Raw genomic sequence first — 11,740 nt, forward strand, 5'->3', positions numbered from 1 at the left:
CCAGTTGGTTTGTATCCTTCTGAGCATGGCAAAGTCCGAGGATCCAGAGAAGCCGGGGCGCATCAAACAGCTCCGCATGATCGCGCAGATCATCAAGCAGGCCAATCCCAAGGGGATGCCGATCGTCTTCCTCTCGGCGGTGGGCACGCTGGCTGTGGTCGTCGTGATCGGCCTGGTCACGGACTACCTGTGGTATTCGGTGTTCATCGGCGTCCTGGCCGCGCTCACCGTCGGGCTGGTCGTCTTCGGCCAGCTCGCCCAGAAGGCCCAGTACTCGATCCTGCACGGCCAGACCGGCGCCGCCGCCGCGGTGCTGCAGGGCATGCGGGGCAACTGGCAGGTCACCCCGGCCATCGCCGTCAACCGTGACCAGGACCTGGTCCACCTCGTCGTCGGCTTCCCGGGGGTCGTGCTGGTCTCCGAGGGGCCGGGCAACCGGGTGGCCAAGATGCTCGCGGCCGAGAAGAAGCGGGTCGCGCGCGTGGTGCTGGGCGTCGAGATCTACGACATCCAGTGCGGCGACGGCGAGGGCCAGGTGCCGATCGCCAAGCTCCAGCGGCACATCATGAAGCTGCCGCGCAACCTGAAGAAGCCCTCGGTCAACGAGGTCAAGGACCGGCTGCGCTCGCTGCCGAAGAACCTGCCGATGCCGAAGGGCCCGATGCCCAAGGGGGCCCGCATGCCGCGCGGCCCGAAGATGCGCTAGTGCTGTCGGTCTCCTCGCGGGCCAACCGCCTCTGGTGGGACGGCAACGCCGACGACTACCAGGTCGAGCACGGCGGCTTCCTGCGGGACACCGGGTTCGTCTGGTGTCCCGAGGGCGTCGACGAGGCCGACGCGCACCTCCTGGGCGAGGTGCGCGGCCGGCACGTGCTGGAGATCGGCTGCGGCGCGGCGCAGTGCGCGCGGTGGCTGGTGACGCAGGGGGCACGGGTGGCCGCCTTCGACATCTCCCACCGGCAGTTGCGCCACTCCCAGCGCATCGACCTCGACACCGGCCTGCGCGTCCCCGTGGCCCAGGCCGACGCCGAGTCGTTGCCGTTCGCGTCCGGCGCCTTCGACCTGGCGTGCTCGGCGTACGGGGCGCTGCCGTTCGTGGCCGACCCGCTGGCGGTCTTCCGCGAGGTGCGCAGGGTGCTGAGACCGGGCGGCCGGTTCGTGTTCTCGGTGAGCCACCCGATCCGGTGGGCCTTCCCCGACGACCCCGGCCCGCGCGGGCTCACCTCCGACCGCTCCTACTTCGACCGCTCGCCCTACGTCGAGCGGGACGACGACGGCTCCGCCTCCTACGTCGAGCACCACCGCACGATGGGCGACTGGATCGGCCTGCTGGCCGCCTCCGGGCTGACCCTCACCGGCCTGCTGGAGCCGGAGTGGCCGCAGGGTCACGAGCGGGCGTGGGGCGGCTGGAGCCCGCTGCGCGGCCGTCACCTGCCCGGCACGGCCATCTTCACGTGCGCGAATACCTAGCCGCCATCGCGGCGAAGACCTCCTTGGGCTCCCAGCGGGTCTCGTCGAGCATCCTGACCACGCCGTAGGAGCCGAGGTCGTCAGCGCCACGCCGGTGGTAGGCGGCGAAGGTGAACCAGAACGCGGCGTCCAGGCCCTCGGCCTCGAAGACGTCGAGCAGCTCGGTCAGGTAGCGGACCTGCTCGCCCTCGTCCGGGACGGCCCCCTCGGGCACCATGTACGCCGAGCCGCCGCGCTCCCCCGCGCCCTTGTAGGCGCAGGTGCCGAACTCGGTGGCGGCCACCGGCTTGCCGTGGGTGAAGTGGGCGCGCAGCTCCGCGGGGAAGTCCGCGGCGTTGTAGGCGGCGCGGTAGGCGTCGACGCCGACGATGTCGAACGGCGTCCAGTCGATCAGCTCCCAGGGGCCCGACGCGTACGTGAGCCGGCCGCCGAACCCGGCCCTGACCGTCGCGGCGGCCTCGGCCAGGAAGGCGTTGAAGCGGGGCACGATCTCGGCCAGCGACTGCCACCAGGCGAGGTCGGCCGTCGTCATGGCCGCCAGGCGCTCGCCGTACGTGGCCCCGGGGATGAAGCCGTGGCAGAAGGCGCTGGTCTCGCACCCGGCGACCAGCACGACCTCCGCGCCGCCGCGGCGCAGGTCCTCGGCGCGGGCGGCGCAGTCGGCGTAGAGGGCGACGGCCTCCTCCGGGGTGGCGTCGACGGGGAAGGGCGCGAACCACACCTCCAGGCCGGCCGCCGCCGCCCGCTCGGCCGCGACGGACAGCCGTTCGGGGTCGCCGCCGGAGACGCGGACGGCCGTGCAGTGGAGCTCGTCGGCGATCACCCGCATCTCGCGGGCGACGACGTCGGGGTCGAGGGTGCGACGGGTGAGCTGGGGGCCGTTCAAGAACCCGGTGTCATAGTTAATCCCTTTTTTCATGATTTTCCCCTTTTAGTGGATGAAAAGCCGTGTTCGAGGAGGTCGAAGGCCGTCTCGACGTCACCGGCCAGCAGCCGGCCCGCCTCCTCCAGCGAGGCCCCCGAGACGAGCCGCTGGAAGAACGCCTCCTGCAACGTGGTGATCGCGCCGGTGATCTGGGCCGCCATGAGCCGGGCGGTCAGGTCGTCCGCGGGCGCGCCCGCCGCCTCGGCCAGCGCCGCGGCCAGCTCGTACCGCTCCCCCGCGTGCACCTGCTGGACGGCGGCCAGCAGCGCCGGGGTGGCCGCGATCACCCGGACCCGGGTCAGCAGCCCCTCCACGTCGACCTCCCCGGCGCCCCGGGCGGCCATCGACCGGTAGTGCTCGCGCAGCGCGCCGAGCGGCGAGCGGCCCGGCCCGCGGCCCGCCACGATCGCGGCCGGGTCCTCCGACACCCCGTCGAGCGCCAGGCACTCCTTGCTGGGGAAGTACGCGAACAGCGTGACCTTCGCGACCCCGGCCGCCTCGGCGATCTCGTTGACCGTCACCGCGTCGTAGCCGCGCTCGGCGAACAGCCGCAGAGCCGTCTCCGCGATGCGCCGCCGGGTCTGCTCCTTCTTGCGCTCCCTGAGCCCCGCCATCATGGGACCACCATAACCATACCGGGTATGTTTTCCAACCCGGTATGGTTTCTACTCCGCGGTGCTCATCGGCGCGCGGGCGGCCAGACCGGCGGTGGCGGCCAGCATGGCGGCGCTGAGCGTGAAGACGCCGAGCACGCCGGTCGCGCCCGCCACCACGCCCGCCAGGGCCGGCACCAGCACCTGGCCCAGCCGGTTGCCGGTCAGGCGCAGCGCGAGCGCCGTGCCGCGCTCGCCCGCCCGCGCGCGTCCGGCCACCCACGACAACGTCAGCGGCTGGCCCAGCCCCAGCGCGAGCCCCATCAGCGCGACGACCGGCACCGCGGCGGCCGGCCCGCACAGGGGCAGCGCGGCGACGGTGACCGCGGCCACGACGGTGCTGGTCACCAGGACGGCGCGGCGGCCGTACCGCAGGACCAGGCGTTCCATGGCGAGCCTGCTCGCCATGGTGGCGGCGGCCCGCAGCGCCAGCAGCGCGCCGACCGCGACCACCCCGGCGCCGCGGCTCTCCCCCCAGGCCGGCAGGTACGCCAGCACCAGGTCGAGCGTGGACACGGTGGCCAGGCTCGTCATCAGGGCCTGCCACATGCCCTCCTGGCCGAGCGTGCCCCGCAGCGGGAAGCGCCGGACGGCGGCCCGCCCCCGAGCCGGGCCGGGACCGCCGGTGCGCAGGCTCGCCAGCCCCGCCACCAGCCCGAACCCGGCCGCCACGGCGAGGGCCGGCCCCACCTGGGCCGCGCCCCCGGAGGCGGTGCCGGCCGCCACCAGGGCCGCGGCGGACGGCCCGGCGAGCTGGCCGAGCGAGGTGAAGACGGTGAAGCGCGCATAGGCGCGGTCGTGGCCTCCGGCGGCGACCCGGTTGGCGATGACGGCCTGCTGGGCGACGACGGACAGCAGGTGCCCGAGCCCGAACACCGCGTTGAGCAGCACCAGCGCCCACAACGAACGGGCCACGGCCAGCGCCAGGGCGCTGCCGGTGATCAGCGCGGCGCCCAGCAGGGCCGCGCCGCGCTCGCCGGAGGCGTCCACCCAGCGGCCCACGGAGACGGCCGCGAAGAGCGGGAGCAGCGAGAAACCGGCTGTGACGAGCCCGATGCCGAGGTTGCCGGCGCCGATCTCGATGGCCCGGTAGCTCACCATCGGACGGGCCGCGAACGTCGCCGCCTGCACGCACACCGCCGCCACCATGAGCGGGCCGAACCACCGGCCCGCCCCGGAGGTCGTCACATCCGGACGACCACGGTGTTGGACACCCGGTCGTGCACCCCGCGGTGGTCGCGGTCCCAGATCAGGGCCGGCAGGGCCAGGCCCAGCAGCACGGTGCGCACCAGCACGGGCAGCAGGCGCGGTGCGCCGCCGTCCATGGCGGCGACGCGGATGCCGGCCAGCCGGTGGCCGAACGTCTGGCCCATGAAGCCGACGAGCAGCAGGTATTGCAGCGCGAACACCGCCACGGGCGCCCACGGGGACTCGGCCGGGTTCATCCTGAGCAGCAGCTGCACGACGAACCAGGTGCAGATCATCCAGTCGATCGCGAGCGCGGCGATCCTGCGCCCCCACCCGGCGACCGATCCGCTGCCCTCCTCGGGCAGCCCGAGACGCTCACCCGGGTATCCGAGGTCGATCCCGGCGGACCGGACGCCGCCCAGCCAGGTCTGCGTCCACCGAGGCTCATTGCTGCTCATGCCTTCAACGGTATCCGGCCCCCGGGCCGGTCGGCGTCGTGACCCAACCGCGCCCTGCCGCCGCCATCATGGTCGCCATGCCACACGGGGATGACCTTGACGCGCGCTTCAACGAGGTGGTCGCGCAGATCGACGAGGGCGAGCGCCGCAGGATGCGCTCGTCGGCCGCCAGGCAGGCCAGGGAGGCCAGGGCGGGCGCCCCGCCACAACGCGCGCCACGCCCGCCGCGGCCGGAGCGCTTACCCGCCGGCCCCGGTTCGCGCAGGCTCGGACGCATGTCGGTCGCGCTGATCGTGCTGGGCGTGGTCGTGAGCGCCGCGGGCCTCATGATCATCTATCGCCCCGACCGGCTCGGCGCGAACCCGGGCCTGGAGGGCCTGCCGGTCCTCGCGAATCCCGTACGGACCGACAACCCCTTCGCCGGGTCGCCCGCCGAGCACTACGCCGACGGCGCCGCGGGCTTCGTGATGCCGGAGGCCAAGGCTCTGGGCGGCCTGTCGAAGGCGGACGTGGCCAAGGGGCTGAAGCGCACCCGCGCCCTGCTCGCGGCGGCCCTCCTCGACCGCGAGACGCTGCTGGGAGGCAGGCCCAAGGCGTTCGCCGGGCTGCTCGAGCCCGACCAGCGCGAGATGTTCTACGAGGCGCTGGGCGGCAAGAACTACGACAGCCGCGACCTGGTCAACAGCTTCGCCCCCGGCAGCGCCGAGCCGGTTGGCGACGTGATCAAGGTCAACGGCACCGCCCGCCTGGGCACCTTCCGGGAGGACGGCCTGCACGGCGTCAAGGTCGAGGTGAACTACCTGGCCGTCTACGCCGTGCGCCGTCCCGGCGAGCCGTCCACCACCATGCGGCTGGTCTCGCATCTCACCGGCGAGGTGCAGGTGTACCGCTCGGAGGGCCGGACGGCCGCGTACGTGGAGTGGGGCATTAGTCACACCCCGGCCAGGTGCGGCACCAAAGACGGCTTCGTCCATCCCGTCTACGAGGACGACCCGCCCGGTTCCGTCGCGCCGAGCGGCCCGGCCACCGACCCCTACGAACTGGAGGAACGATCGGTTTCCGACGGGGGCTGCGACACGTCCGAGGAGACGTGACCCTGCGTAACACATGCGAAACAATCGAGACACCGTACGGAAACGGCCGCGACCTAGCGTCGGCATGATGGCCAGTCCCTCAGGGAGGTTCGAGAGTGTTCAACTCCGCCGACGACGTCCTGAAGTTCATCAGTGACGAAGGGGTGCAGTTCGTCGATGTCAGGTTCACCGACCTGCCGGGGACGACGCACCACTTCACCTTCCCGGTTGAGAACTTCGGCGCGAACGTCTTCACCGACGGGCTCATGTTCGACGGCTCGTCCATCCGCGGCTTCCAGGCGATCCACGAGTCGGACATGCTGCTGCTGCCCGACCCGTCCAGCGCGGTGCTCGACCCGTTCCGCCAGCACAAGACGCTCAACCTCAACTTCTTCGTGCACGACCCGCTGACCGGCGAGGCCTACAGCCGCGACCCGCGCAACGTGGCGCGCAAGGCCGAGGAGTACCTCAAGGGCACCGGCATCGCCGACACGGCCTACTTCGGCCCGGAGGCCGAGTTCTACATCTTCGACGACGTGCGCTTCGAGACGAAGGCGAACGCCGGCTACTACTACATCGACTCCATCGAGGGCGCCTGGAACACCGGCAAGCGGGCCGAGGGCGGCAACCTGGGCTACAAGCCGCGCTACAAGGGCGGCTACTTCCCGGTCCCGCCGATGGACCACTTCACCGACCTGCGCTCGGAGATGGTGCGCAACCTCATCGAGTGCGGCATCGACGTCGAGATGCAGCACCACGAGGTCGGCACGGCGGGCCAGGCCGAGATCGACTTCAAGTTCGGCACGCTGCTCAAGACGGCCGACAACCTGATGCTCTACAAGTACGTCATCAAGAGCACCGCCCTGGAGTACGGCCACACCGTCACGTTCATGCCCAAGCCGATCTTCGGTGACAACGGCTCCGGCATGCACTGCCACCAGTCGCTGTGGAAGGACGGCTCGCCGCTGTTCTACGACGAGGTCGGCTACGCGGGCCTGTCCGACACCGCCCGCTACTACATCGGCGGCCTGCTGCGGCACGCGCCGTCGCTGCTGGCCTTCACCAACCCGACGGTCAACTCCTACCACCGCCTGGTCCCGGGCTACGAGGCGCCGGTCAACCTGGTCTACTCCCAGCGCAACCGCTCGGCCTGCGTGCGCATCCCGATCACGGGGTCCAACCCGAAGGCCAAGCGCATCGAGTTCCGCGTGCCCGACCCGTCGTGCAACCCGTACTTCGCCTTCGCGGCGATGCTGATGGCGGGGATCGACGGCGTCCGCAACAAGATCGAGCCGCCGGAGCCGGTCGACAAGGACCTCTACGAGCTGCCGCCGGAGGAGGCCCGCCAGGTGCCGCAGGTGCCCGGCTCGCTGCCCGAGGTGCTCGCCGCGCTGGAGGCCGACCACGACTACCTGCTCGAAGGCGGCGTGTTCACGCCCGACCTGATCGAGACGTGGGTGTCGTACAAGCGGGAGAACGAGGTCGACCCGATCCGCCTGCGGCCGCACCCGCACGAGTTCGAGCTGTACTACGACGTGTGACGTCGAAGGCTTGACGGAGACGGCCCGGCCGCGATCGTTCGCGACGCCGGGCCGTTCCGTGTGCGGGGGGGCCGGGGCGGCGCCAGGAGGGCTCTGGCGGCCGTCCCCGAACGCGGTTACCTTGATCCCAGATCACGCAACCGGCCATCGGCCGAACGCGCCCGAACGGTCTGGAGGACCGTCATGAGGATCACACGAGGGGTGTTAGCCGCGGTGCTGGCCGCCGGCGCGCTCTGTCTCGGTTCCACCCCGGCTCACGCCATTCCGCCGCCTCCGCCCGGCGGCGACCTCCTCGTCGTCTTCGCCTACTTCAGCGGCGACCAGCTCGTCGGCCAGCGCTGGTTCGGCTGCGGCCAGCCCGCCGGTGAGTGGGGCATCCTGTCGGGCACCCAGAAGGTCTACTTCACGCCCTGCTGATCCGGGGAGACCGCCCGTGGCCGGCGGTGGTCAGAAGTCGAAGCGCGGCGCCGACGGCGTGAGGATCTCCGACTTCGGCGACACCGGCCACAGGGCGGTCAGCTCGTCGTAGAGGGCCGCGGCCAGGCGTTCGACGTCGGCGCGGGCCGTCTCGTGCAGGGCCTCGGCCACGATGAGCACGTCGGTGGTGGTGTCGCCGACCGCCGACAGGCCGCTCTGCCGGTTGGTCCAGCGGCGCGCGTGCGCCCGGCCGTCCGCGTCGGCGAAGATCACTTCTCCGGGGGCCGGATGTTCCGTCTCGCCGGAGAAGGTCTGGTACGTCTCCTCGCCCGTGGCGTACCGCACCTCCACGAAGCCGGAGATCCGGGAGACGTCGAACACCGCCACCGGGACGGCGAAGGCGATCGAGACCGCGTTGCACAGGTCGATCAGGGGATGCAGGCGCGGCAGGGCGCCCTCCTTCCTGAAGCGGCGCAGCAGCGACTCCGACGCGCACCGGTACTGCGTCGGCTTGAGCCCCATCCGCGTGAACGCCCGCCGCCACGCCTGGATCTCGGGCAGCTCGCTCTCGGGGCCGGCCCGCCGCGCGGCCAGGTCGCAGTAGCGGGCCACCTGGTCGTCGACGCGGGCGGCGGCGTCGACCCCCTCCACGTGGAGCGCGAAGGGCACCAGGTCGGGGAAGTCCCGCCAGATGTCGTCGGAATGCTGGAAACGCACTGCTACCTCACTGTCACCGTGCCGGTCGTCACGCTGGTGCGCCTCACGATACTGCGGCGGCCTCCCGTCGTCCGTTCGCGGCGTGCCGGGCGCGGGCGGCGGCCAGGGCGTAGCAGGCGAACGCCAGCGCCGTCACGACGGCCGCGACGAGCAGGGGCCGTCCGACGACGCCCAGCACCGCGACGCCGAGGGTGGCGCCGACCTGGCGGGAGGCGTTCAGCACGCCGCCCGCGGTGCCCGCCGTGCCCGCGGGGGCGGCGTTCACCATGCCCGCCATCAGCGCCGGGAGCACGAACGACAGCCCGAACCCCATGACCACCAGCCAGGGCCACGACACGTCGGTGAGCGCGACCCCGGCCAGGCCGGTCGCGAGGAGGGCGAGGCCGCCCAGGATCGGCGGACGCGGGCCGTGGCGGGCCACCAGGCGGCCGGTGAGCAGCGGGTTGACCGTCATGGGCAGCGTGAGCGGCAGGAAGGCGAGCCCGGCGGCGACCGGGGACAGGTGGCGGGTGTCCTGGAGGAGGAGGGTGAGCACGAACAGCGCGCCGGAGAAGGCGAAGTTGGCGGCCGTCCCGGCCAGCAGCTCGGGCCAGGTGGCGGCGAGCAGGCCGCCGGGCAGGGCGGGGGCGTGGCTGCGGCGCTCCACCAGCACCAGGGCCACCAGGACGGCCACGGCCGGCGCGGCGGCGAGCGCGGAGGAGTCGATCAGGGCCTCGGCGACCAGGCCCAGCAGCACGCAGGCCAGTGCCTGGACCTGCCAGTCGATCCGGCGGGAGCCGCGCGGCGAGGCGACGCCGCGCATGATCAGCAGGCTGGTCACGGCGAAGGGCACGTTGACCAGGAAGACGGCGCGCCAGCCGGACAGGCCGACCAGGAGGCCGCCGAGCAGGGGGCCGGCGGCGAGCGCCGAGCCGGTGATCGCCGCCCACAGGCCGGTGGCGCGGGCGCGGACGGCGGGCGCCGGGTACATCTCGGCGAGCAGGCCGAGCGAGCCGCCCGTGCACAGCGCCGCGGCCACCCCGAGCAGGGCGCGCAGCGCGACCAGCACGCCCAGGTCCGGCGCCGCCGCGCTGAGCAGCGACAGCACGCCGAACAGCGCCACCCCGGCCTTGAAGACGCGGGCCGCGCCGAACCGGTCGGCCACCGCGCCCCCGGTGAGCAGCGACGCGGCGAAGGCGACGGTGTAGGCGTTGACCGCCCACTGCTGCCCGGCCAGCGAGCCGCCGAGCGAGGCACGCAGGTCCGGCAGCGCGATCGTCAGCACGGTCGTGTCGAGGATCACCAGGAAGTAGGCGAGGGAGAAGCCGAACATTCGCATGCCCACAGCCTGCTGAAACGCGACTTCTCCCCTCAACAGGCGCCGCCGCACGGGGCATTCGGGAAAACCTTATGCTGCTTTATATGGACTTGCGGCAGTTGAGGGGCTTCGTCGCGGTGGCGGGCGCGGGCACCGTCACCGGGGCGGCGAACACGCTCGGCCTGGCCCCCGCGTCGGTGTCGGAGCAGGTGCGCAGGCTGGAGGGCAGCCTCGGCGTGGCGCTGTTCGAGCGCACACCGCAGGGCATGCGGCTGACCGACGCCGGCGCCACCCTGCTCGGCCGCGCGCAGGGCCTGCTCGACCACGCCGAGGAGGTGCGCCGCGCGGTCACCGGCCGGCGCCGCCGGGTGCGCGTCGGCGCGCTGGAGATGCTGGCCGCCGCCCGGCTGCCCTCCGTGCTGCGCCGCCTGTCCGAACGCCGCCCCGACCTGGACGTGGACGTACGCTCCCTGATGCGGCGCGACCTGCTGGCCCAGGTGGCCTCCGGCGACCTGGACGCGGCGCTGCTGCTGGACCTCGGCCCCCGGATCGGCGGCCTCGGGTTCACCCCGCCGCCCGGCATGGACTTCCTGGACGTCGGCGAGGTCGCGCTGTTGCTGGTCGCCGCGCCCGACGGCGAGCGCGAGCCGCTGCTGGTGAGCCCGCCCGGCTGCTCGATCCGGCTCGCGGCCGACCAGACGTTCGGCCCGGCCGTGCCGCGCAGGGAGCTGACCAGCATCGCCACCGCCCGCGAGTGGGCCAGGCAGGGCTTCGGGCAGGCGCTGCTGCCGGACTTCGCCCTGGGCTCCGACCTCGACTCCGGCGCGCTGGTCGAGCTCGACTGCCGGGCGCCCGCCCTGGCCCTGCGCCTGGTCTGGCTGCGCGGCCGCGAGGAGTCCCTGCGCGACGTGCTGTACGCCATGAGCGCCTGACCCGCCGCTCCCCTCACCGGTCCTTGCGCCGGGACCTGATGCCGGTGATGCGGCGGAACACGTCCCACCAGAAGGGGGCGCCGAACAGCAGGGCCACGTACGTCAGCAGGAAGCCGGGCCAGTGGCTGGGAGTGGTGAGCCGGTTCCACCAGGCCGCGCCGTTCCAGTGGAGCGTGGGGTCGCCCTCGGCCGGGATGGCGATGCTGACCAGCGCGTGCTGGAGCATCTGGACCATCGCGGGCTCGCTGAGCGTCTCGGTGATGCACGGCACCGGGTCGGACCGGCCGCACCGGGCCTTGAGCTCGTCGTACGCCGCCGGGCCCGCCTCGGCCACGGCGGTCACCGAGGCGCGGAAGGCGTTGTCGCGCAGCAGCGTCTTGCCGTACTCCAGGCCGTCCATGGTGAACAGCAGGGTCACCAGGAGGCCGAGGACGGCCACCACCCACTTGACGTAGCGCTTGTACAACATCGACAGGCGTTCCATCTCGCCGTCGAACCAGGTCTCGACGCCCTGCCTGAACCGGTCGAGGTCGCGCTGCGCGGCCTCCCAGACGCCGCGCAGGTGGCCGTACAGGGGGCTGCCCATCTCCTTGAGCTTGGCCAGGAGGCCCTCGACCCCCTCGGGCTCGGCGGCCGCCATCTCCATCAGGGCGACGGCGAAGCGCCCCGGCGGGATGTTCGCGATGCTCGTACGGCCCTTGGTCGGATGGTCGATCTCCTGGACGCGCTCGTACAGCAGCTTGACCATGGCGTCCTGCGCCTTTGGCTCGGCGACCGGCAGCGTGCCGGGCTCGGCGGGCGCGGGCTGGTCGCTGTGGGCCGGCCGGGGATCGCGGGTGAACGGCAGTGCGGCGAACACGTCGCGCAGCTTGGCGGGCAGCCACGACCTGCCCTGCGCGTCGGCGCCGTCGAGGGTGTCCCTGAGGTAGGCCCACAGGAACTTGCTGCGGATGGCGAGCAGGCGCACGAACGCCTCGTTGACCCCGCTCACCAGCAGCGAAAGCAGCAGGAACGACACCACCAGGCCGAGGGCCAGGTCCACGTAAACGGATAACACCTGCGCCTTGAT

13 protein-coding genes are annotated in these 11,740 nt (G+C 72.6%); 6 read left to right on the forward strand and 7 right to left on the reverse strand.

The genetic code is table 11. The annotated features are described in order from the left end of the window. The first annotated feature begins 25 nt into the window (after positions 1-25). Together ACWCSU_RS12560 and ACWCSU_RS12565 are read left to right on the forward strand one after the other, a co-directional pair. Positions 26-706, forward strand: a complete 681-nt coding sequence (locus ACWCSU_RS12560) for a DUF4191 domain-containing protein (protein ID WP_352323051.1) — start codon at positions 26-28, stop codon at positions 704-706. Further along, complete coding sequence (locus ACWCSU_RS12565; RefSeq protein WP_397038872.1) at positions 706-1,470, forward strand: class I SAM-dependent methyltransferase; 765 nt, start codon at positions 706-708, stop codon at positions 1,468-1,470. The genes ACWCSU_RS12560 and ACWCSU_RS12565 overlap by 1 nt, the downstream gene beginning before the upstream one ends. On the opposite strand, the gene ACWCSU_RS12570 is transcribed toward ACWCSU_RS12565, so the two are convergent. The 4 genes from ACWCSU_RS12570 to ACWCSU_RS12585 are packed head-to-tail and all read right to left on the reverse strand — an operon-like array spanning position 1,451 to position 4,694. Continuing rightward, positions 1,451-2,389 carry a hypothetical protein gene (locus ACWCSU_RS12570; RefSeq protein ID WP_449935001.1) on the reverse strand — a complete coding sequence of 313 codons (939 nt, stop codon included), beginning with the start codon at positions 2,387-2,389 and terminating at the stop codon, positions 1,451-1,453. The two genes, ACWCSU_RS12565 and ACWCSU_RS12570, sit on opposite strands and share 20 nt — an antisense overlap. Continuing rightward, complete coding sequence (locus tag ACWCSU_RS12575) at positions 2,386-3,012, reverse strand: TetR/AcrR family transcriptional regulator (protein ID WP_357700725.1); 627 nt, start codon at positions 3,010-3,012, stop codon at positions 2,386-2,388. The genes ACWCSU_RS12570 and ACWCSU_RS12575 overlap by 4 nt, the downstream gene beginning before the upstream one ends. Before the next feature lie 48 nt (positions 3,013-3,060). Further along, the gene (locus tag ACWCSU_RS12580; RefSeq protein ID WP_449935002.1) at positions 3,061-4,236 is read right to left on the reverse strand and encodes an MFS transporter; all 1,176 of its coding nucleotides are present in this window, start codon (positions 4,234-4,236) and stop codon (positions 3,061-3,063) included. Then, the gene (locus tag ACWCSU_RS12585) at positions 4,233-4,694 is read right to left on the reverse strand and encodes an RDD family protein (RefSeq protein WP_357700729.1); all 462 of its coding nucleotides are present in this window, start codon (positions 4,692-4,694) and stop codon (positions 4,233-4,235) included. Before ACWCSU_RS12585 ends, ACWCSU_RS12580 begins: the two co-directional genes overlap by 4 nt. Positions 4,695-4,771: 77 nt before the next feature. Here ACWCSU_RS12585 and ACWCSU_RS12590 point away from each other — a divergent pair, with 77 nt between their 5' ends. From ACWCSU_RS12590 to ACWCSU_RS12600, 3 genes are all read left to right on the forward strand, one after another. Further along, positions 4,772-5,788, forward strand: a complete 1,017-nt coding sequence (locus ACWCSU_RS12590) for a hypothetical protein (RefSeq protein WP_449935003.1) — start codon at positions 4,772-4,774, stop codon at positions 5,786-5,788. A gap of 95 nt (positions 5,789-5,883) precedes the next feature. Further along, positions 5,884-7,308 carry a type I glutamate--ammonia ligase gene (glnA, locus tag ACWCSU_RS12595; protein WP_449935004.1) on the forward strand — a complete coding sequence of 475 codons (1,425 nt, stop codon included), beginning with the start codon at positions 5,884-5,886 and terminating at the stop codon, positions 7,306-7,308. Between the two features lie 183 nt (positions 7,309-7,491). Then, on the forward strand, positions 7,492-7,725 hold the full coding sequence (locus tag ACWCSU_RS12600; protein WP_357700734.1) for a hypothetical protein: 234 nt from the start codon (positions 7,492-7,494) through the stop codon (positions 7,723-7,725). A 30-nt stretch (positions 7,726-7,755) separates the two neighbouring features. Here ACWCSU_RS12600 and ACWCSU_RS12605 read toward each other — a convergent pair whose 3' ends face one another. Together ACWCSU_RS12605 and ACWCSU_RS12610 are read right to left on the reverse strand one after the other, a co-directional pair. Further along, on the reverse strand, positions 7,756-8,442 hold the full coding sequence (locus tag ACWCSU_RS12605) for a B3/B4 domain-containing protein (RefSeq protein WP_364091441.1): 687 nt from the start codon (positions 8,440-8,442) through the stop codon (positions 7,756-7,758). A 43-nt stretch (positions 8,443-8,485) separates the two neighbouring features. Continuing rightward, complete coding sequence (locus tag ACWCSU_RS12610; RefSeq protein WP_357700738.1) at positions 8,486-9,760, reverse strand: MFS transporter; 1,275 nt, start codon at positions 9,758-9,760, stop codon at positions 8,486-8,488. Between the two features lie 83 nt (positions 9,761-9,843). On the opposite strand from ACWCSU_RS12610, the gene ACWCSU_RS12615 reads away from it, so the two are divergent. Further along, positions 9,844-10,671, forward strand: a complete 828-nt coding sequence (locus tag ACWCSU_RS12615; RefSeq protein WP_449935005.1) for a LysR family transcriptional regulator — start codon at positions 9,844-9,846, stop codon at positions 10,669-10,671. 13 nt (positions 10,672-10,684) lie between these two features. On the opposite strand, the gene ACWCSU_RS12620 is transcribed toward ACWCSU_RS12615, so the two are convergent. Beyond that, on the reverse strand, positions 10,685-11,728 hold the full coding sequence (locus ACWCSU_RS12620; RefSeq protein ID WP_357700742.1) for a hypothetical protein: 1,044 nt from the start codon (positions 11,726-11,728) through the stop codon (positions 10,685-10,687). Positions 11,729-11,740: the final 12 nt, after the last annotated feature.

The organism is Nonomuraea sp. NPDC001699 (assembly GCF_053596455.1).